Origin of the sequence: Prescottella equi, from assembly GCF_020171745.1 — a bacterium.
GTDB lineage: Bacteria > Actinomycetota > Actinomycetes > Mycobacteriales > Mycobacteriaceae > Prescottella > Prescottella equi_A.
The window spans coordinates 131,791-151,075 of sequence record NZ_JAIVAH010000006.1 but is presented as its reverse complement, the minus strand read 5'-3'; the positions used below and the strand labels follow the sequence as shown (position 1 = coordinate 151,075).

The following is a 19,285-nucleotide window of genomic DNA, read 5'->3' as shown; positions in this document are numbered from 1 at the left end:
GCCGCTGCCGTACCGGATGATGGTCGTCACGCTGGGCGGGCAGTCCTTCCACGTCGCCATCGTGCTGACGTTCTTCGCGGCCGCCGGAGGGGCCGGGACGCGCGATAAGTGCGCAAAACGCGGGGAGGGTCAGTCCGGCAGCGCCACGACGTCCGGGATCTCGCCGCCGAGGACGCGCGCGGCGGCGTCCCGCAGTTGCCGCTCGCCGTGGCGCTGCAGCCACCGTTGTCCGGCTGGGAAGCGGCCCACCACATGGTGTTTGACGATGTTGACGGCGAGTCGACCCGCCGGATACCACGGCGGCCGGATCGGAACCCGCAGCGCCCGCACGGCGGCGGGACCGAGGAGCGTGGTCGCCAGCGACAGCCCCCGTTCGTACTCGTAGCGTCGGCGCAGTCGGTCGAAGCGGGCGTACCGGGTGCGCAGGGGAAGTTGGACGAGCGACTCGGCCAGCGCGTAGCTGTGCTCGTCGGCCGCGGGGGAGGAGGCCCCGATCTGGTACATCATGCGCAGCCCCGCCCGCTCGTCGAACGGGAGCCATCGCGGGTCGACGCCCATCAGCCAGCCGACGTAGCACCACAGGTGCAGTACCGCGTCGGCCTCGCGTCTCGTGTAGCGGACGCCGAGGACCCGGGTGTGCAGTAGAAAGGTGATCGAGAACAGGCCCAGCGTCCCGGCCTGGTCGAACTGGTTGACCGGCAGCCCGCGAGTACCGCTGTCCCAGTCGGTTTCGTGCTCGTGGTGGTGGTCGACGAACGCGTGCATCAGGCGCACGTGCACCGAGAGCTTGTACCCTTCCCCGAAGCGGTCCAGTCCGCCGTCGGCGACACAGCCGTTCCACCACGTGCCGGTCTCGGCGATGCGGCGGCGGGTGCGTTCGCCCGTCAGCCGTCCCGACGACGTCAGCACCGGCAGCGGCCCGGAGTTGTTGTAACCGCCCAGCAGGGACCCGTAGGCGAGCACGTCCCCGACGTCCGATCCGACGCGGCGCAGGGTGCGCGCACCGAGCGCGACGAGTTCGCGGTCCACCCAGTCCGGGGTGTCCTCGAGCAGCGCGAAGTACGCCCGCAGCGGTTCCGGCGCGTCGGGGACGGTGTCGATGCCGTCGGCGAGGGCCTGACGGAACTGCGCGAGCGTCACCGTGCGGTCCTCGCGGATGGCGCGGACCAGTGCGGCGCTGGGCTCGTCGCGTTCGAGCAGGGCTCGGCGCAGGCTGTCGGCCTCCCGCTCCGTCGCGTCGGGGGACGGCCAAGCGAACGGTCGCAGCGGCGCGGTGATCCGTGCGGCGTGCGCCCGGTCGCGCATGTACCGGGTGGGGTGATCCGTGGTGTGGCTCACACTCGCAGTCTGATTCTGACAATGCGTGTTGTCAACCCTCGATGTCTCCGAAAACGCCGATGCCGCACAACGAAAACGTTGTGCGGCATCGGCGTTCGAGTGACTCCGCGACGAATCGCGAGGTTCGGGCCTAGAACGCGGCCTCGTCCAGTTCCATGATGTCGTTGTCGAGGTGCGACAGGATGGTGCGCGTCGCGGTCAGCTCGGGCAGGACGTTCTTCGCGAAGAAGGACGCGGTCGCGACCTTGCCCTCGTAGAAGGCCTTGTCCTTGTCGTCGGCACCCTCGTCGAGCGCCTTGATCGCGATCTCGGACTGACGCAGCAACTGCCAGCCGATGAGTAGGTCGCCGACGGACATGAGGAAGCGGACCGAGCCCAGTCCCACCTTGTACAGCTCGGTGGGCTGCTCCTGGGCACCCATGAGGTGACCGGTGAGCGTGGCCGCCATGCTCTGCACGTCCTCGAGGGCGGTGGAGAGCAGCGCGCGCTCGGCCTTCAGCCGACCGTTGCCCGCCTCGCTGTCGATGAACTTCTTGATCTCGCCGGCCACGTGGGCCAGCGCCACACCGCGGTCGCGCGCGATCTTGCGGAAGAAGAAGTCCTGCGCCTGGATCGCGGTGGTGCCCTCGTACAGCGAGTCGATCTTGGAGTCGCGGATGTACTGCTCGAGCGGGTAGTCCTGCAGGAAGCCGGAGCCGCCCAGGGTCTGCAGGCTCTCGGTCAGGTACTGGTAGGCCCGCTCGGAGCCGACACCCTTGACGATGGGCAGCAGCAGGTCGTTGACGCGGAACGCGGTCTGCTTGTCGGCGCCGGAAACCATCTCGGCGACGACGTCGTCCTGGTGGGCCGCGGTGTACAGGTACACCGCGCGCATGCCCTCGGCGTACGCCTTCTGCATCGCCAGGCTGCGGCGGACGTCCGGGTGGTGCGTGATGGTGACGCGCGGTGCGGTCTTGTCCGTCATCTGCGTCAGGTCGGAGCCCTGGACGCGCTCCTTGGCGTAATCGCGCGCATTGAGGTAGCCGGTCGACAGCGTCGAGATGGCCTTGGTGCCCACCATCATGCGGGCGTGCTCGATGACGTCGAACATCTGCGCGATGCCGTTGTGCACCTCGCCGACCAGCCAGCCGACGGCGGGAGTGCCGTGGCCACCGAAGGTGAGCTCACACGTCGCGGAGGCCTTGAGGCCCATCTTGTGCTCGACGTTGGTGACGAAGACGCCGTTGCGCTCGCCGAGTTCGTTCTTCTCGAAGTCGAAGTGGAACTTCGGCACGAAGAACAGCGACAGGCCCTTGGTGCCGGGTCCGGCGCCCTCGGGGCGGGCGAGCACGAGGTGGAAGATGTTCTCGAACAGGTCGTCCGAGGTGGCGGACGTGATGAAGCGCTTGACGCCCTCGATGTGCCAGGTGCCGTCGTCCTGCTTGATCGCCTTGGTGCGTCCGGCGCCCACGTCGGAGCCGGCGTCCGGCTCGGTGAGAACCATGGTGGCGCCCCAGCCGCGCTCGACACAGGTTGCCGCCCACTGCTTCTGCTCGTCGGTGCCGTTGTGGAACAGCACGTCCGCGAACGACGGTCCGGCCTGGTACATGAAGGCGGCGGGCTGCGCGCCCAGCAGCATCTCGGAGATCGCCCACACGAGTGCGCGGGGAACCGGCACGCCGCCGATCTCCTCGCTGAGGCCCATGCGGTACCACTCGGCGTCCCACATCGCCTTGAACGACTTCTTGAAGGACTCCGGCAGCGTCGCCTCGTGCTTCTCGGGATCGAACACCGGCGGGTTGCGGTCGGCGTCGGCGAAGGCCTCGCCGAGCGGGCCCTCGGCCAGACGTGCGACCTCGGACAGCATGTCCTTGACGGTGTCGACGTCCAGGTCGCCCCAGGCGCCCTCACCCAGTAGCTTGTCCAGACCCAAGACCTCGAAGAGGTTGAACTCGAGGTCGCGGACGTTGCTCTTGTAGTGGCCCATGTTCTCTCCCTGAAGTGGCACTGCGTTGGTGCGGTCTGTCTTTCCGTCGAGTACCGCCCAAGTAGCTACTCGTCGGTAACTTAGCCGATGTTACTCGCGATTAAGTTAGCTGCCAAGGATCGGGTTTGCGGGCGACGAGGAGCGCGTCGATCGCGCTGCCGGACTCGGTGTCGCGATAGCGCCGTTCGGCCGTCAGGACGTCGAGCCGTCCGTCTAGGTCGGCCTTCAAATCATCTGGGGTGTAAAGAATTTCGCGATCGGGCGGGCCGCCGACGCCCTCGGTCGCATTGATCGCGTCGTGGCCGAGAATCATGAGGATTCCCTCGGGTTTCAGGCCGTCGATGATTCGGCTCACAAGCGCTCGCCGCTGCGCCGGATCGAGGTGGACGAAGATCATGAGGACCAGGTCGTAGTCCGAGACGTCGGTGGTCGTGATGTCGTCCACGAGGTACGTGAGGCGTTCGCGCACCCGTCGCGGCGCCTGCGTGGCGATCTCCCGGGCCTTCTCGATCGCCACCGCGGAGAAGTCGACGCCCGTCGTCTCCCAGCCGCGCGTCGCCAGCCACAGAGCGTGCCGACCCTCGCCGCACGCCAGGTCGAGCGCCCGGCCCGCCGGCAGCGACGTCGCGAACTCCACCACCACCGGATTCGGCGGCGTCCCCCACACCATCTCCGCCTGCGAATACCGTGCGTCCCAGTCCTCAGCCTTCATGGCTACGACGGTATCTACGAAATCCCCGCTTTTCTCTCCCCGCCCGTCCCATGCCCGCCCCCTCTCGCGTTTTGCGCACTTGTCGCGCTCCGGGGACCCGGAAAACCGCGACAAGTGCGCAAAACGCGGGGAGGTCAGGCGGCGGGGCTGGATCGTCGGCTCAGCCGACGGTGATCCGGCGGTGGGCCAGCTTCCAACGACCGTCCTCGTATCGGTGGGTGTCGTCGTAGCGGCCGACGCCGGCCAGGCGCGGCTCGCTGGTGGTGTCGCGGAAGAACAGCCAGTACGCCGTCGACGACGCCTCGACGTCCGAGTCCAGCGACACCGCGACGGTCGTGATGACGTGCCGACTCGACGTGCCCGGTCCCTGGACGCCGCCCGCGCGCCGCTCCCGGACACCCTCCTCGATCGCTTCGACGCCCTTGCGCAGCTGCGCGGCCATGCCGGTGGCCGGGTTGGCCTGCGACTCCCAGATCGCGTCGGCGGTGAAGTGCTCGAGGTACTCCTCGACGGTGCCGTCGTCGGCGAGCTGGGCGATGCGGGCCAGGAGGTCCTGGACCTCGCCGCGCGGGTCGGTGCTCGTCTGCTGCTTCATGTCGTCTCCTCGCAAGTGCAAACCAAGTGTTTGCTCGGGACGGTAGCAGCGGATCGGGTGGTGCGCGCCGACGCTTCTCAGCGCTGCAGCGTCGTGTGCATGAGCAGCACGTTGTAGTTCGAGTGCACGGTGGTCAGGAAGTAGAGGTCGGGCCCGGACGACCACGGGTGGATGTACGCGCCGTACATCGACGGCAGTTCCGGGCCGTCGATCAGGACCTCCGGGGCGCCCCACGGTCCGGTGGGCGCGGGCGCGCGACGCATGACCACAGAGTTGCGGTTGTCGGTGGTGAGCATCACGTACTGGCCCAGGAAGGCGTTGTACTGGACCGAGATCTCGCCGACGCCGCCGAACACGATCGGCACCGCGACGTCGGGGTTCTTCGGCACCCACTTGCCGCCGTCCCAGTACTCGTACGCGTCGAGTTCCCGCATCTTCTGCTCGGGGACCCGGGCGAGGAAGACGAGTCCGTTGCGTCCGGCAGGCGTGCCGTACTGGTAGACGTAGCCCCCGTCCTTGACGAATGCCCCCATCTGGAAATTGCTGTTGCCGCCGACCGGAGGGCGCCGGGTCTCGGTGGCCTCGATCCAGTTCTCGCCGTTGTCGGTGGAGTAGGCCAGGCTCGAGTAGTTCGTTTCCCATTTCCCGGGTTCGCCCCAATTCTTGACGGACATGATGCTCATGTACTGCATTCCGTCGGCCGCGATGCCGGCCGTGGGAATGCGGCTGATCTCGACGAACGGAATCTTGGGGCTGGGTATCAGTTCCTTCGACTGGCCCACGATGTCGCGTGGACTGCTGTCGAAGGTCATGCCGTCGGCGAGATTGTTGTCGGAACTGCGGAACAGGACGTTGCTCCGCCACGACCAGATGCTGCCGACGAGCAGATTGGGGATGCCCAGTCCGGCCGTGTCGCCGAAGGCGGTGAGCACCTGCCCGTTCCCGTTGTCCCACATGATGCCGAGATCGGTGCCGAGGACGTTCGAGTCCTGCGTACGGTTGGCGCTCAGTAGCCCGGTCGCCTGGGCCACGGCCCGGCTGCGTCCCTGGAGCGCCGGCACCCCGTTCGTTCCGTTCAACACCGGAATGGGATTGACCGTGTTGGGATCTGCTGCGGCGGGAACGACCAGTGTGAGAATTGCGAACCCGGTGCACAGCATCGATCCGGCGACTGTGTGAACTCGATTCAATTTCACGGAAGTCCCCATCTGCGGTGGAATTCGGCCTGGCGCCGGCGCAATCGACGTGCTCACGGCGCCTTTTCGGGCGGATAACACGCTAGCAGGATTGCCGATTGGAATCGCGGAGTTTCCCGGCTTAACGCATTTGTCATATTCCTCATCGGGAATTGCCGGAATTGACCCGAATGCGTCGTCGAATGACCGATTCGGCCTGACCGGGTGATTCGTGGGGGAGTGGTGGGTCGGCACTCGGACCGCCCGCAGGTGACGCGCCGCGGCCGTATGCGGTACCCGAGTAACACCCGGGGCCTACCTTGCGAAGTACCGTGTCGTGGGAAGACGGGGCCAGGTGGGTCCCGCCACGTGGCGGCTCGGGCCGCCGATCAGTGCAGTAGAGGAGACCAAACATGGGTGCGCAGATCTCGAACTCTGCCGAGGTCCGGCAGTCCGCCATCCTCGGTTTGGGGGTTTACCGCCCGGAGCGGGTCGTGAGCAACGCCGAGATCTGCGAGACGATCGACTCCACCGACGAATGGATCCAGTCGCGCTCGGGCATCAAGAACCGCCGCTTCGCGAACGACGAGGAATCGGTCCTCGCGATGGCGATCGCCTCGGGCCGCAAGGCCCTCGAGGCCAGCGGCATCCTGCCCGAGCAGATCGGCGCCGTCGTCGTCGCCACCTCGACCTACCCCTCGCAGACGCCGCAGTGCGCCGCCGTGGTCGCCGACGCCCTCGGCACGGGTGGCCCGGCCGCGTTCGACGTCACCGCCGGTTGCGCGGGCTTCTGCTACGCGCTGTCGATCGCATCCGACATGGTTCGCCTCGGCACCGAGGACTACATCCTCGTCATCGGCGTCGAGCGCATGAGCGACAGCACCGAGCCGACGGACCGCGCGGTGCGCTTCATCTTCGGTGACGGCGCGGGCGCCGTCGTCGTCGGCCCGAGCGATGTCACCGGCATCGGCCCCGTCGTGTGGGGCTCGGACGGCTCCCAGTCGCAGGCCATCCGCCAGGAGCCGGACTGGCTCGCCTTCGCCAACGATCCGGCGCAGCGCCCCTGGATCAAGATGGAGGGCACCGCGGTGTTCCGCTGGGCCGCGTTCGAGATGGGCAAGGTCGCCACGCAGGCCCTCGAGCGCGCCGGTGTCGCGATGGAGGACCTCGGAGCGTTCATCCCGCACCAGGCGAACGGCCGCATCAACGAGGTCATCGCCCGCAGCATCAAGCTCCCCGAATCGGTGCCGGTGTCGGACGACATCGCCGAGACCGGCAACACGTCGGCGGCCTCGATCCCGCTGGCGATGGAGGAAGTGATCCGCACGGGCAAGGCGAAGCCGGGCGAGTTGGCGCTCCTGGTCGGCTTCGGTGCCGGACTGTCGTACGCCGGCCAGGTCGTCATCCTGCCGCCGCTCGCGCAGGACTGACCCCGAGACAGGCGACGAACGGCGGGCCCGCTTTCCGGCGGGCCCGCCGTTCGTTTGCGTCAGCGTCCGGCGAGGAAGTCGTCGATCATCGCCAGTTCGTCCTCGTCGAGGGGGCGACGCAGGTGCGAGACGTTGCGCGCCACCTGCGCGGGTGTGGAGGAACCGATCAGGACGGACGCGACCTGAGGCTTGGCATCGAGCCACGCGACGGCCAGCTCGGACAGCTGCCGGTCGAGCTTGCTCGCGAGCGTGAGCAGGTCCTCGACGCGGGCGAGTGCCTCCTCGGTGGCGGTCGCCGCGAAGTACTCGGACTTGTCGAATCGGGATCCCTTGGGGAACTCGGTGTTCCGGCGGTACTTGCCGGTGAGTAGCCCCGCGGCCAGCGGGTAGTAGGGGATCACCGCGAGGTCGTTGCGCTCGCACGCCGGCACGATCTCGGCCTCCACCCCGCGCTCGAGCAGGTTCCACTCGATCTGGGCGGCCACGAATCGGGTGAGGCCGCGTTCGGTCGAGGTCTCGACGGCGTGGTCGATCTGCTGGGCAGAGCTGTTCGAGCACGCGACGTGGCGGACCTTGCCGGCCTGGACGAGTTCGTCGAGTGCCCCGAGGGTGTCCTCGATCGGTACGGACGGGTCCGGGGTGTGCTGGTAGTAGAGGTCGATGTGGTCGACGCCGAGCCGGCGGAGGCTGGCCTCGCACGCCCGCCGTACGTAGTCGGGCGCGGAACCGCGCTCCGTCTCGCTCATCGGCGACCCGAACTTCGTTGCGATGACGGCCTCGTCGCGCCGGTCCGCCAGCGCCGCACCGAGGATCTTCTCCGATTCGCCGCCGGTGTAGATGTCGGCGGTGTCGAAGAACGTGATGCCGTGCGCGAGTGCGGCGTCGACGACCGCGCGTGACTCGGCGGCGTCGGTCCTGAAGCCGAAGTTGTTGCAGCCCAGGGACACCGTCGAGACGACGAGGTCGGTTCCGGGCAGGGTCGTGTACTGCATATCTGTGGACATCGGACTCCTGACGCTGGCACTCGGGTGGGCCGGTGAGCTGCCCGATTTCGGAGATTACGCCGAACGTGCCTCTGCCCGCGAGGGCAGATTCCGGTGTGCGGTATGACGAGGCGAGATCGATCTCGCGGCCCGGCTAGGATCGCTCTGCGAACATATGTACGAGAGATGAAGGAACCGCGTCGCCCGTGAGTGCTGTGAAGATCGACAAGTCCTGGGTGGCCGGATTCGCCACCGTCGCCGTGCTGTTCGCCGGAGGCTGCACCGCGGCCGCGCAACCGTCGTCGGGTTCGTCGTCGGATCCCGCGCAGGTGGTCGGCGAACAAACGGTTGGTGAGACCGTGCTCGACCCGGTGGCCGCGGACGGGGCGCTGGCCGGGTTGGCCGCCCTGCCGATCCGTGAACGCGCGCCCAAGAACGGTTACGACCGATCGCTGTTCGGCCAGGCGTGGACCGACAACGTCACCATCGCGGGCGGACACAACGGCTGCGACACCCGCAACGACATCCTCCAGCGGGACCTCGTCTACATCACCACCGATCCGATGAGCCGCGACTGCACGGTGCTCTCGGGCACGCTCGACGACGTCTACACCGGCAAGACGATCCGCTTCGTCCGCGGCGTCGAGACGTCGAGCGCGGTGCAGATCGACCACGTCGTCGCGCTGTCCGACGCGTGGCAGAAGGGTGCGCAGCAACTGGACGAGGCCACCCGACGCAACCTCGCGAACGATCCGCGCAACCTGCAGGCCGTGGACGGGCCCACCAACCAAGGCAAGAGCGACGCGGACGCCTCGGCGTGGCTGCCGCCGAACCTGGCCTACCGGTGCACGTACGTGACGCGTCAGATCGAGGTCAAGGCGGCGTACCGGCTGTGGGTGACACAGGCCGAGCACGACGCGATGGCGCGCGAACTCTCCTCCTGCGGCGCAACGGGATCTGCTCCCGCGCCTGCCCCCGCTCCCGCGCCGGCCGACGTCTCGCCCGCGGGTGCGGAGGCGTCCGGTGAGGTGTTCTACGCGAACTGCAAGGCGGCCCGCACCGCCGGTGCCGCACCGCTGCACCGTGGGCAGCCCGGCTACCGTGCCGCGATGGACAGCGACGGTGACGGGGTGGCCTGCGAGTAGGCCGTGGTCAGATCCCGACCGCGGCCTCGAGGGCGGCCAGTTCGTCGTCGAGGTGGTCGAGGATCGGCTCGAGGTGCGGGACGGCGCGGCGGCAGCCGGTGAGCCCGAACGCGATCGCGTTGTCGGTGCTGGTGCACGTGATGTTGAGCGCTTGGCCGTCGAGCGTGACCGACAGCGGGTAGAGGGCGTCGAGGCGGCAGCCGTTCCAGTAGAGCGGAGCGTTCGGGCCCGGCACGTTGGAGATGACGATGTTGAACGGTGGCCGCACCGGGCCGTGGTGACCGAACAGCATGTCCAGTGCCAGCGGCGCGGCGCCGAGCGCGCTCAGGGCGATCACCTGCGTGGAACTCATGCCGCGCAGTGCGGCCTTCCCCTCTGCCATCGACCGGCGCACCGTCTCGAGGCGGTCGCCGGGGTCCGCGTGGTGGGTGCCGAGATTGCACATGAGCATCCCGATCTCGTTGCCGCCCGCGTCCTTCGGATCCCCGATCGGCTCGGGGCGGGCCCTGTCGTCTCGCAGTGACACCGGGACCATCGCCACCAGCGGCCGCGCGGGGAGCGCGCCGCGCTCGACGAGGTAGCGGCGAAGCGCGCCGGACGACATCGCCAGCACGACGTCGTTGATGGTGCCGTCGGCCGATTTGGCCACGAGTCGGAGCCGGTCGAGCGACCAACTGCGAGCGACGAATTGGCGTGCTCCGGTGATCGGTACGTTGAGCGCGGAGTGGGGTGCCGAGAAGGACATGGGACCGCCCTGGTTGCGCAGCGCGCGCAACACGCTTCCGGCGAGGGCGGGGACCAGTCCGGTCGCCTCCCCGGCGACGTCGATGGCGGTGCGGATCGCCGAGACCGGGACGTCGAGCAGCCCGGTCCTGTTGCGGGGCTGCGTCATCCGCGTGCGGGGTTCCCACGGCGCGGGCATGTCCCGCTTGTCGGCGTCGACCGTCAGGGATCGGCGCAACAGCCGCATCGCGCCGATGCCGTCGGCCACGCTGTGATGGATCTTGGTGTAGACCGCGAATCGGCCGTCTGCGAGACCCTCGATCAGATGCATCTCCCACAGCGGGCGATTGCGGTCGAGCAGGCCGCCGTGCAGGCGTGAGACGAGGGCTGAGAGCTCCTCCATGCGGCCGGGCCGGGCGAGCGCGTCGTGCCGGATGTGGTGACCGATGTCGAGTTGGTCGTCGTCCTCCCAAAACCACTGTCCGAGTGAGGAGGCCGAGCGTCGAGGCCGCTTGCGCAGCAGCGGGGTCACCTCGCCCCGGGTCATCGCGACGTCGAGCATGCCGCGGACGTCGCGGGCGTCGGCGCCCTCCGGTGGTTGCAGCAGCACCAGTCCGCCGACGTGCAGGGGATGCTCCCGGGACTCACCGAGCAGGAAGACGGAATCGGCCGGTGACATGGGGAGCGGCATACGGGGGTCGCCCTTCGGGAGTGGCGGGCCGACCGATGCCGTCCGCAGTGTCGTGGATCACAGTGTGCAGTCAGTTGTACGTGATCCCCGGCGGGCGCGCCACCTGTTCGAATGTCCAGGTCAATAGGGTTTTTCGGGTGTTTGCCGGAACTGTCCGAGTGTTCGTCCGTTTGGTCCGAAACCCGGTCGGCCGCGGCAACTGCCCACGGCGTCGACGACCGGACGCCTCAGGAACGCGAATCGCGGGGGTGGGCTTCCTCGGCCGTGATGGTCCTGATGTCCCAGTCCATGGTCGAGCCGAGTTCCTCGCGGTCGGCACGTCGGATTCCACGCCCGATCAACACGGACGCTCCGAGAGCAACCACGAGCCACACGCTCAGTGCGATCCACAGCCAAGACATGTTTATTTTTGTAGCACCGGGACCTGTGAAAAGTTGAAGTATTGCCTGAGAGCTAGCTCACGCGAGGGAAAAGGCCTGGGTGCCGACCCGGAAGCGGGTCCGGGCCTCGTTCACGGTCAGCACGGATACCCCGAGGGTGCGGACCTGCGCCAGCAGCAGCGCGTCGGCAGGGCTGCAGATGCCGTCGAGGGCGTCGTCGTCGACCACCGCGTACTCGACGCCGACGTCGGCGGAGTCGGCGTGACCGTAGCCGAGCGCGAGGGCCAGGCCGCGGGCCTCGTCCAGCGCTGCCGACCGGCCGACGAAAACGACGTCGCCCTTGATCGAGGCGGTGACCTGATCGTCGAGTGCGTGGTTCATGGGACTCCTTGTGGCGACTTGTGGCAACGCGGTACCGGCGTCGAACATCGGATGCGTGTTCGACCGGAGACTGCCCCGCAGATCGTGAGGCTCTCGAATGGTAAGGCGCTGCGGGTGGTATCGCGCGCCCCGGGCGCACTGCACCGGTCAAGTGTGCCGGTGCGTAAACCGCCGAGTTGACCGCCGCGGGCGTCAGCCGATCGGTACCGGGGCAGGTGCGGACGCGGTTTCCGGGCGGCGACGGCGTCGGCTGGTGAGCAGGCGCTGCGCACCGGCGTCGAGCAGGAACCCGAGCAGTCCGATCACCAGGATCACGGCCATGACCTGGTCGTACGCGAGCTGGTCGCGGGCGTTGAGGATCTGGTAGCCCAGACCCGACTGCACCCCGAGCATCTCCGCCGGCACCAGCACCACCCAGGCGATGCCGAGCGCGACGCGCAGGCCGGTCTGCAGGTGCCCGCGGATCGCGGGCAGGACGACGGTGGTGAGCCGTTCGGTGCGGGTCGCGCCCATCGAGCGGGCCACCAGCAGGTGCCCGGGATCGATCGCGTGCACGCCCGCGGCGGTGTTGATGACGATCGGCCACACCGCCGCGGCAGCGATGAGGAAGAACACGGGCCGGTGACCGATTCCGAACAGCGCCAACGCGATCGGCGCCCACGACAGCGGAGAGATCATCCGGAGGAACTGGGTCACGGGCCGCACGGCGCGGTCCACCGTCGGATTGAGTCCGATCAGCAGGCCCAGCGGGATGCCGATCACCGCGGCGATCGAGAGTCCGACGAGCAGACGCCACATGCTGGCGGCGGTGTCCGGCAGCAGAACTCCGCGTTCGATCAGGCCGCCGAGTGCGGGCAGCACCTCCTGCGGCGCGAACTCGCGGATCAGCGAGTCGCCCGACGCCAGGATCGTCGTCGCGAACCACCACAGCAGTACCGCGACGGCGATCGCGGTGAGGGGCGGCCACCACGCGGACCACCGTGAACGGGAGGGCTGCTGACTGCTCACGTGGGATCCACTTCCTCGGTACGGGTCAGGTGTGCGGGGAGCCCGAACGCGGCCGGGCCACCGGCCGTGGTCAAGGACTGCCGCACGAAACGGTCGTCCACCAGGTCGGCGTGGACGGCGGCCGGATCGAGCCGGGACAGGAACCGGCGGTCGCCGTCCACTTCGGTGTCGTGCATCGCCTCGACCAGGGCCTGGGTGAAGCTGGGGAACGGGAACGGCTGGTAGCCGATGCGCTGCGGCTGCCAGGAGTCGTGGGTGACGGGGTGGGCGTCCGCCGGGTAGGTGAGCGCCTTGGTGATCGCCGGGAGCGGTTGCGGCAGATAGCGTCCCGTCTTCAGCATCTCGGCGGCACCCTTGCGGTCGGCGTCGATGCGCAGTTGCGCCGACGTGACGGCATCGGTGAGCCGTTGGACGCCCGCGGGATTGCGGTCGATGACGTCCTCGTGCACGAGCAGCGCGCAGCACGCGTGATCGCGCCACACGTCACCGAGGAAGCGGTGGATCCGTCCGACGCCCTTGATCTCCGCGGCCGCGTTGAACGGATCGGCCACCGTGTAGCCGCCGATCGCCCCGTTCGCGAGCGCAGGCAGCATGTCGGACGGGCTCATCACGACCAGGCCGACGGTGCCCTCGGACTTCGACGGCGCGGTCCGCACGACCGGACGGAGGCCGCCCGCACGCAGCAGTTTCTGCAGCACGATGTTGTGGATCGACCACCAGAACGGGATCGCGACCTGCCGTCCCGCGAGCTGCCCGAGGTCGGTGATGTCGGGTGCCACGGTGAGCGCGGAGCCGTTGGTGTGGTTCCAGCCCAGGACGCGCGCGGCGCCGCCGAGCGAGTAGCGCAACTGCACGGCCATCGGCATCAGTAGGTGCACGACGTCGACGTGCCGGCTCATGAACGCCTCGGCGAGGCTCGACCAACTGCGGAACATCACGGGTTGCGAGGGGCTCACCGGGTTTCCGTCGAACAGTCCCGTGTTGTGGGCGATCAGAAGTGGTGCCGCGTCGGTGATGGGCAGGTAGCCGACCCGCAACTGTCCCGTCGTGTTCGCGCGACTGGTGCCGGCGGTGCGGGCGAGGTCGACGATGCCGGCGAGCCCGCCGGCCGCGGCCAGGCCGACCGCGCCCTGCAGCAGCGTGCGCCGGCTCAGCGCTCCTCCGCTCACGGTCAGGGTGCCCCGACTAGTGCGGACGTGCGGTACGCCGACAGGATGTCCGCTCGCAGCGCGTCGTCGTCGGCGGCGGCTGTCGCGCAGTCCCATTCGCGTCGGACGGTGCCGCCCTCACCGATCAGGACGATGCGGTGGCCGAGGATGATCGCCTCGTCGATGTCGTGGGTGACGAGGATCGTGGTGCAGCCGATGTCCTCGGCGACGCCCGCGATCCAGTGCTGCAGGTCGCCGCGGATCGCGGGATCGAGGGCGCTGAACGGCTCGTCCAGCAGCAGCAGGCGCGGTCGGATCGACACCGCGCGGATCACCGCGACACGCTGCGCCTGACCGCCCGAGAGCTGATCCGGGTACGAGTCGGCAACCTCGGCGAGTCCGAAGCGGTCCAGGAGGTCGTCGGCGTACGACGGTTCGAAGACAGCCTCGTTCGCGGCGAATCGTCCACCCAGACGGACGTTCTCGCGCACCGTGAGCCACGGCATCAGCAGGGGCTTCTGGAACACGACACCGGTACGCGGACGGCCGTCGCCGCCCGCCCCGTCCCAGCGGATCGTGCCCGAGTCGAGGTCGTCGAGTCCGGCGATGATCCGGAGCAGGGTGGACTTGCCGCTGCCGCTGCTGCCGACGATCGCGAGGATCTCACCCTGCGCGACGTCGAGGTTCACGCCGTCGAGCACGGGACGGCGGCGACCGTGGAAACTTCTGCGGCCGTTGCCTATCGAGACTGCGAGAGTTCCCACCGCAGTTGTCCTTCCGAGGGTGACTGGATGGGCAGGAAGGCGGCCTCACGGAAGCGCCGGTTGGTCGGGTGCTTGGCGGCGTAGCCGGCGCCGCCGCGCAGCGTCGCCTCCAGGCGTGTCGCCGCCACCGCGACGTGCGAGCCGTCGAGGCGGAGCTGGATCAGGTCCCGCACCGGCGGCTCGTCGATACGGGAAGCAAAGTGGTACAGCCGGTTCCGAAGTGAAAGGAAGTCGTTCGTGAGCTCGGTGTGCTCGTCGACGAACTCCTCGCCGAGCCCGGTCAACAGGGCGGCGCCCTCGGTCAGTGCTGCGCCGGCGATACCGCTGCAGAACGACGTCTGCAGAGCCAGGAAGGTGGGCCGGATGGACCGGCAGAACGGGGTCAGCTCGGTGCTGATGATCTGCGCCGCGGGCACGAACACCCGGTCGAAGACGAGGGATGTCGACGCGGTCGCGCCCAGCGCGAGCAGTTCCGGCGCGGGATTGATGCAGACCCCCGACGAGTCGGCATCGATCACCGCGACGTAGGTGGAACCGTCGTCACCGCGTGCCGGGAACACGATCACGGCGTCGTCGAACACGTTGGACGCCCAGCGGATCGGGCCGCTGACCTCGATGCCGCCGTCCACGGCGGTGGCGATGAGCGGGACCTCGCCCAGGCCGGCGGCCTGACGCAGACCGGCCGCCATCGCGGTCACGCCGATCGTGGCACCCGACGCCAGGCGGTCGCGGTACCGCTCGCGCACGCTCGCCGGTCCCCGGTCGACGTACTCGAGGCACATGCGGTGTGCCCACACGCCGAATCCGGCGCTCAGGCTCTCCGCGGCGACGTCCTCGATGACCGCGACCATCTCCGTGAGCGGGTTCTCGCCGAAGCCGAGGTCGAGCAGCCCGAGGGAGCCGAGCAGGGCCACGTCCTCGCGGGTGTCGGTCTCTCCCCGGTCGAGGGGAACGGCTCGGCCGCTCACGAATGCGCGGGCCTGTTCCCGTTCCGGGGTTCTCGTGGAAATGACGGTCGCGGTCATCAGGGTTCTACCGTTCGGTGTCGAGCTGGTGCAGGCGGCTGACGGGGGTGCTGACGACGTCGCGGGCACGGCGCACGGCATCCTCGTCGGGGGCGTTGTAGAAGCACAGGCACTTGGCGGTGTCCTCGCGGACGTACGTGCGCAGGAAGCTGACCTCGGGGATGTTCGCGTAGAGCGGCGACTTCTCCTTCTTGCGGGTCAGGTAGGTCTCCATGTCGATCTCGGCCGGGATGTCCCACTCGACCAGGTACCCGGCGTCGGGGCGCGCGGCCTTGATCTCCTCGATGTCCGCACCGACGATCCGAACCAGGTGCGGGCCATCGAGTTCCGCGGCCTGCAGGGCGTCGGCGTCGAGCAGCGGCGCGGCGCAGCCGTCGAACTCGGTGATCGCGAAGACGCGGTCGCCACCCTTGGTCACCTGGGTCTCGATCAGCTCGCCGCCGGCGGCCGCGGTGGAGGCGTCGAACTCCTTGATGATCTGCTCGATCTGGTCCCGGCGCTCGGCGGCGGGGACGATTTCGTACAGGTACAGGGCCTTCGAGGACATGACAGAACCTTCCGGGAGTGGTGGTGGACACCGCCGAGCGGCCGCGCCCGACGTGAGTCGTGCGACGGTGGAACGGGAAGCCGAGGTGACGGCGAGCGCGGACAGGTGTGTGCGAACACCTGTGGCGGACAGGCGGGTCCGGGGTCGCTGAGATCAGCGCATCATGGGACGACGACACGCAGCGCCGGCGACCCGCACCAGATCAAGGTGCAGGCGGCGGGTCAGGAAGCTGCGGGTCACGGCCAGCAGTCTAGGCGTAGACAGACCTGTCTGTCTACTCTTGTGAACTGGCGTGGGTGGGGTCGCTACGCTGTCCTGGTGTCTCCATCCCTGCAGCTGCGGAACTCGACCCGGAACGACGGGGCGTCACCGGCCGAGCGACTGCTCGCGACCGCGACGGAACTGTTCGCAGTCAACGGGATCCGCGCCGTCGGGATCGATCGCATCCTCGCCGAATCCGGCGTCGCGAAGGCCAGCCTGTATTCGTCGTACGGGTCCAAGGACGGACTCGTGCACGCGTATCTGGAGGCGCTCGACGTCCGGGACCGCACCCGCTGGGAGGGTGCCGTCGCCGACATCGCGGAGCCCCTCGACCGGATCCTCGCCTTCTTCGAGCTGGCCGCGGCGTCCGCGCCGGTGCGCAATTTCCGGGGATGCCAGTACCTCAACGCGGCCACCGAGTTCCCGGGGGACGAGGTGCCGATGCTCGCGCCGGTGCAGGCGCACCGGCAGTGGGTGTTCGAGCGCATCGTCGAGAACCTCGCCGCGGGCTCCATCGCGGACCCTGATGCGGTCGCAGCGCGGGTCCAGCTGATCTACGACGGCGCGCTCGCCGGATCCAAGTTCACGCATTCGGAGGAGCCGATCCACCTCGGCCGACGGATGGTCGAGGACCTGCTGCGTCCGTCGCGGAACTGACCCCGCCGAACCGCCGTACAGACCTGGCGTTATGTCGTATCTTTGCTCTGCCGCTCGGCGCCGAGGTCGTCGACCCGCGGCGGGGTGCGGTCACCTATTGACGGCACCCACCGAAGGGGCGATATGCGTTCGAGGCTCGTGCGTTCCGCTGCTGTTGTCGGCACCGCGATCGCGGCGGCGGCGTTGTCGACCACCGGGACCGGGCAGGCCGCACCCGCATCTGCTCAGCAGTCGTCGGCTGCGCTGCCGGCCGACCTCGTCGTGGCACTGCAGCGTGACCTGAACATGACGCCGCAGGAGTACCTGGACCGGGCCGCCGCCGCACAGCAGGTTGCCGCATATGCGAGCGAGCTGCGTCGATCGGATTCGGGTGGGGTCGGCAGTGCGTGGCTCGCACCCGACGGGACGCCGACCGTCTCTGTCACGACGCAGGCGGCGGCGGACCGCGTCGCTGCGGCCGGATACCGCGCCCAGATGGTTCCGCTCTCGACCAGCGGCCTGGACATGCAGTCGGCGGTGCCGAATCGGCGGTCGGCGCCGCCGCCGAGCTTCCACGTCGCGACCGGCACGACGCCGATCGGCGGCGACGGCTACATCACCGCCGCCCAGCCGCTCGCTTCCGCGCCGTCGTATCTCATCTGCTCGTTCGGGTTCGCCGCGGCCGACACCGCGGGCAATCCGTTGGCGCTCAGTGCCGGTCATTGCGATCCGAACCGCCCCGCGGCGGGGACGCCGGATGCGGCGGGGGTGTACGAGCCGAAGGCCGGGGACCTCCGAAACAGCAGATCGGTGGGAAGTTTCGCGGAGTCGGGCATCGGTGACGAGGGCGGGAACCTGGATTACTCCGTGATCGGGCTGGCCTCCGACGCCGTCACGACCACCGGTCTCGGTCAGCCGGCGGTCCGAGGCGGGAACGGCAGCACCCTCACGATCACCGGTATCGCCGTCCCGGTGTCCGGGGCTCCGGCGTGCAAGTCGGGTCAGACGTCCGGCTACACGTGCGGGACGATCGATTACGCGGACTACAACACTGTCCTCGGTGGGGACGGCGGCGAGAGCTGGAACGTGCGCGGGTTCTCGACCACCGCCTGCACGCTCGGCGGCGACAGTGGTGGCGCAATCGTCACCGGCACGCTCGCGCTCGGCATCACCAGCGGATCGAGTGTTTCGCACTACCGGGACTGTGCGACGGCGAAAGCCGACAGTTCGGTGGAGATGATGAGTTTCGGGATCCCGATCCAGGCCGTCCTGTCCAGGGTGAACCAGGCGGCGGACGGGTGTGTCACCCTGCGCACTGCCAAGAATCCGGCGGGCGTCCCGAGCTCACCGAGCTGCGAGATCGAGACGGTCCCGGCCCCGGTGCCGGTTCCGGGACTGCCGAGCGGCTCCGGCTCACTGTCGTTCGGAAGCTGAGGCACCTCCCGGTCCGCTCCACTGATTGCGGCCGGTGAGATAGGTCGGGGCGCGATCGGTGATGTGATCGTGCAGGCGGGCAACGGGTCCCGTCGGCCGGAGGTTTCCGGTGGCGAGACCGATCGTGCGGGAGCCGACGCCGGTGAGCGGGATCGCGACCAGATCCGGATGCGGGGTTTCCGCGGCCGGCAGCACGGCGACGCCGAGGTTCTGCGCGACGAGGGCGCGGATCGTCTCGAACTCACTGATCTCGAACGTCACCTGCGGGGTGAATCCGGCGTCGGCGCAACAGGAGTCGAGATACCCGCGCAGATGGAACGACGGCGGGCTGGCGATGAAGTGCTCGCTTTCCAGTTCGGTCAGTGCGACCCGCGCCCGACGGGCCAGTCGGTGGCCGGGCGCAACGTGCAGCAGCAGGTGCTGGTGCCCCAGGACCGTCACGGGGAGGTCGTCGGGCGGCGGGATCATCACCGCGAGATCGAGGCGTCCGTCGCGCACCATCGCGGCAAGCGCCTCGCCGTGCGCCTGCACCAGATGCAGTCGGATCCGCGGTGCGGTGCGATGGAACTCGGCCAGCAGCGACGGGATGCTCACCGGTCCGAGGGTGAGCGGGAATCCGAACCGCACCAGTCCGCCGTCCGGATCGGCATGACTGCGCACCGCGGCGATGGCGTCGTCCAGCGTCCACACCAGATCGCGCGTGCGTTCGTGGAATTCGCGGCCCGCCGGAGTCAGAGCGACGCGTCGCCCGGCGGGCTGGAACAGAGGAACGCCCAGGATCTGTTCGAGGGTCTTCAGTCGGCGACTCAGCGACGACTGCGGCACGCCGAGCAGTTCGGCGGCGCGGGTGATGTGGCCTTCTCTCGCGGCGGCGTCGAAGGCCGCCAGCAGTGGGGTAGTGGCGGCGGCCTCGTCCGCCAGAAACCGTTCCATTTTCGGATCA

Annotated in this window: 20 protein-coding genes; 4 read left to right on the top strand and 16 right to left on the bottom strand. The window is 68.8% G+C overall.

Annotation, left to right across the window (positions count from 1 at the left end; translation table 11 throughout):
- Positions 1 to 129: 129 nt before the first annotated feature.
- The 5 genes from LCL87_RS05140 to LCL87_RS05120 form a co-directional block, all read right to left on the bottom strand.
- The gene (locus LCL87_RS05140; protein WP_225017343.1) at positions 130 to 1,338 is read right to left on the bottom strand and encodes an oxygenase MpaB family protein; all 1,209 of its coding nucleotides are present in this window, start codon (positions 1,336 to 1,338) and stop codon (positions 130 to 132) included.
- Positions 1,339 to 1,468: 130 nt separating this feature from the next.
- A complete protein-coding gene (locus LCL87_RS05135; RefSeq protein WP_225017341.1) occupies positions 1,469 to 3,304 on the bottom strand; it encodes an acyl-CoA dehydrogenase in 1,836 nt (611 codons plus the stop codon).
- 100 nt (positions 3,305 to 3,404) lie between these two features.
- Positions 3,405 to 4,016: a class I SAM-dependent methyltransferase gene (locus LCL87_RS05130; RefSeq protein ID WP_225017339.1), complete on the bottom strand. Its 612-nt coding sequence runs from the start codon at positions 4,014 to 4,016 to the stop codon at positions 3,405 to 3,407.
- Positions 4,017 to 4,176: 160 nt separating this feature from the next.
- Positions 4,177 to 4,611: a nuclear transport factor 2 family protein gene (locus LCL87_RS05125; protein WP_225017337.1), complete on the bottom strand. Its 435-nt coding sequence runs from the start codon at positions 4,609 to 4,611 to the stop codon at positions 4,177 to 4,179.
- Between the two features lie 77 nt (positions 4,612 to 4,688).
- The gene (locus LCL87_RS05120; protein WP_225017349.1) at positions 4,689 to 5,771 is read right to left on the bottom strand and encodes a glycoside hydrolase family 183 protein; all 1,083 of its coding nucleotides are present in this window, start codon (positions 5,769 to 5,771) and stop codon (positions 4,689 to 4,691) included.
- Between the two features lie 428 nt (positions 5,772 to 6,199).
- Between LCL87_RS05120 and LCL87_RS05115 the strand changes: the two genes are divergently transcribed.
- On the top strand, positions 6,200 to 7,216 hold the full coding sequence (locus tag LCL87_RS05115; protein WP_225017335.1) for a beta-ketoacyl-ACP synthase III: 1,017 nt from the start codon (positions 6,200 to 6,202) through the stop codon (positions 7,214 to 7,216).
- Between the two features lie 59 nt (positions 7,217 to 7,275).
- On the opposite strand, the gene LCL87_RS05110 is transcribed toward LCL87_RS05115, so the two are convergent.
- Positions 7,276 to 8,220 (bottom strand): aldo/keto reductase, encoded by a 945-nt coding sequence (locus tag LCL87_RS05110; RefSeq protein WP_225017333.1) that lies wholly within the window; start codon positions 8,218 to 8,220, stop codon positions 7,276 to 7,278.
- 185 nt (positions 8,221 to 8,405) lie between these two features.
- On the opposite strand from LCL87_RS05110, the gene LCL87_RS05105 reads away from it, so the two are divergent.
- Positions 8,406 to 9,344 (top strand): GmrSD restriction endonuclease domain-containing protein, encoded by a 939-nt coding sequence (locus LCL87_RS05105; protein WP_225017331.1) that lies wholly within the window; start codon positions 8,406 to 8,408, stop codon positions 9,342 to 9,344.
- Positions 9,345 to 9,351: 7 nt separating this feature from the next.
- On the opposite strand, the gene LCL87_RS05100 is transcribed toward LCL87_RS05105, so the two are convergent.
- From LCL87_RS05100 to LCL87_RS25755, 9 genes are all read right to left on the bottom strand, one after another.
- The gene (locus LCL87_RS05100; RefSeq protein ID WP_225017329.1) at positions 9,352 to 10,758 is read right to left on the bottom strand and encodes a WS/DGAT/MGAT family O-acyltransferase; all 1,407 of its coding nucleotides are present in this window, start codon (positions 10,756 to 10,758) and stop codon (positions 9,352 to 9,354) included.
- Between the two features lie 227 nt (positions 10,759 to 10,985).
- On the bottom strand, positions 10,986 to 11,159 hold the full coding sequence (locus tag LCL87_RS05095) for a hypothetical protein (RefSeq protein ID WP_225017327.1): 174 nt from the start codon (positions 11,157 to 11,159) through the stop codon (positions 10,986 to 10,988).
- Positions 11,160 to 11,216: 57 nt separating this feature from the next.
- Positions 11,217 to 11,519 carry a hypothetical protein gene (locus tag LCL87_RS05090; RefSeq protein ID WP_225017325.1) on the bottom strand — a complete coding sequence of 101 codons (303 nt, stop codon included), beginning with the start codon at positions 11,517 to 11,519 and terminating at the stop codon, positions 11,217 to 11,219.
- 192 nt (positions 11,520 to 11,711) lie between these two features.
- Positions 11,712 to 12,527: an ABC transporter permease gene (locus tag LCL87_RS05085; protein WP_225017323.1), complete on the bottom strand. Its 816-nt coding sequence runs from the start codon at positions 12,525 to 12,527 to the stop codon at positions 11,712 to 11,714.
- Positions 12,524 to 13,696, bottom strand: a complete 1,173-nt coding sequence (locus LCL87_RS05080; protein WP_225017321.1) for an ABC transporter substrate-binding protein — start codon at positions 13,694 to 13,696, stop codon at positions 12,524 to 12,526. Before LCL87_RS05080 ends, LCL87_RS05085 begins: the two co-directional genes overlap by 4 nt.
- 2 nt (positions 13,697 to 13,698) lie before the next feature.
- On the bottom strand, positions 13,699 to 14,439 hold the full coding sequence (locus LCL87_RS05075; RefSeq protein WP_225017319.1) for an ABC transporter ATP-binding protein: 741 nt from the start codon (positions 14,437 to 14,439) through the stop codon (positions 13,699 to 13,701).
- Complete coding sequence (locus tag LCL87_RS05070; RefSeq protein ID WP_225017318.1) at positions 14,415 to 15,464, bottom strand: acyl-CoA dehydrogenase family protein; 1,050 nt, start codon at positions 15,462 to 15,464, stop codon at positions 14,415 to 14,417. The genes LCL87_RS05075 and LCL87_RS05070 overlap by 25 nt, the downstream gene beginning before the upstream one ends.
- A gap of 7 nt (positions 15,465 to 15,471) precedes the next feature.
- Positions 15,472 to 16,011, bottom strand: coding sequence for a DUF4242 domain-containing protein (locus LCL87_RS05065; RefSeq protein WP_225017316.1), 540 nt, complete (start codon positions 16,009 to 16,011; stop codon positions 15,472 to 15,474).
- Positions 16,012 to 16,164: 153 nt separating this feature from the next.
- Entirely contained in the window at positions 16,165 to 16,251 is an 87-nt protein-coding gene (locus LCL87_RS25755; protein ID WP_420910920.1) for a putative leader peptide, read from the bottom strand.
- Positions 16,252 to 16,329: 78 nt separating this feature from the next.
- Between LCL87_RS25755 and LCL87_RS05060 the strand changes: the two genes are divergently transcribed.
- Positions 16,330 to 16,929 carry a TetR/AcrR family transcriptional regulator gene (locus LCL87_RS05060; protein ID WP_225017315.1) on the top strand — a complete coding sequence of 200 codons (600 nt, stop codon included), beginning with the start codon at positions 16,330 to 16,332 and terminating at the stop codon, positions 16,927 to 16,929.
- 123 nt (positions 16,930 to 17,052) lie between these two features.
- Positions 17,053 to 18,342, top strand: coding sequence for a S1 family peptidase (locus tag LCL87_RS05055; protein ID WP_225017314.1), 1,290 nt, complete (start codon positions 17,053 to 17,055; stop codon positions 18,340 to 18,342).
- Here LCL87_RS05055 and LCL87_RS05050 read toward each other — a convergent pair.
- Positions 18,322 to 19,275 (bottom strand): LysR family transcriptional regulator, encoded by a 954-nt coding sequence (locus LCL87_RS05050; RefSeq protein ID WP_225017313.1) that lies wholly within the window; start codon positions 19,273 to 19,275, stop codon positions 18,322 to 18,324. The genes LCL87_RS05055 and LCL87_RS05050 overlap by 21 nt on opposite strands.
- Between the last annotated feature and the right edge of the window lie 10 nt (positions 19,276 to 19,285).

What these genes read in the sequence shown, in the direction of transcription:
- LCL87_RS05100 (WP_225017329.1), bottom strand. Translation starts at nt 10,758, where the DNA reads ATGCCGCTCCCCATGTCACCGGCCGATTCCGTCTTCCTGCTCGGTGAG.
- LCL87_RS05065 (WP_225017316.1), bottom strand. Translation starts at nt 16,011, where the DNA reads ATGTCCTCGAAGGCCCTGTACCTGTACGAAATCGTCCCCGCCGCCGAG.
- LCL87_RS05110 (WP_225017333.1), bottom strand. Translation starts at nt 8,220, where the DNA reads ATGTCCACAGATATGCAGTACACGACCCTGCCCGGAACCGACCTCGTC.
- LCL87_RS05095 (WP_225017327.1), bottom strand. Translation starts at nt 11,159, where the DNA reads ATGTCTTGGCTGTGGATCGCACTGAGCGTGTGGCTCGTGGTTGCTCTC.
- LCL87_RS05125 (WP_225017337.1), bottom strand. Translation starts at nt 4,611, where the DNA reads ATGAAGCAGCAGACGAGCACCGACCCGCGCGGCGAGGTCCAGGACCTC.
- LCL87_RS05050 (WP_225017313.1), bottom strand. Translation starts at nt 19,275, where the DNA reads ATGGAACGGTTTCTGGCGGACGAGGCCGCCGCCACTACCCCACTGCTG.
- LCL87_RS05120 (WP_225017349.1), bottom strand. Translation starts at nt 5,771, where the DNA reads ATGCTGTGCACCGGGTTCGCAATTCTCACACTGGTCGTTCCCGCCGCA.
- LCL87_RS05135 (WP_225017341.1), bottom strand. Translation starts at nt 3,304, where the DNA reads ATGGGCCACTACAAGAGCAACGTCCGCGACCTCGAGTTCAACCTCTTC.
- LCL87_RS05130 (WP_225017339.1), bottom strand. Translation starts at nt 4,016, where the DNA reads ATGAAGGCTGAGGACTGGGACGCACGGTATTCGCAGGCGGAGATGGTG.
- LCL87_RS05090 (WP_225017325.1), bottom strand. Translation starts at nt 11,519, where the DNA reads ATGAACCACGCACTCGACGATCAGGTCACCGCCTCGATCAAGGGCGAC.
- LCL87_RS05055 (WP_225017314.1), top strand. Translation starts at nt 17,053, where the DNA reads ATGCGTTCGAGGCTCGTGCGTTCCGCTGCTGTTGTCGGCACCGCGATC.
- LCL87_RS05070 (WP_225017318.1), bottom strand. Translation starts at nt 15,464, where the DNA reads ATGACCGCGACCGTCATTTCCACGAGAACCCCGGAACGGGAACAGGCC.
- LCL87_RS05115 (WP_225017335.1), top strand. Translation starts at nt 6,200, where the DNA reads ATGGGTGCGCAGATCTCGAACTCTGCCGAGGTCCGGCAGTCCGCCATC.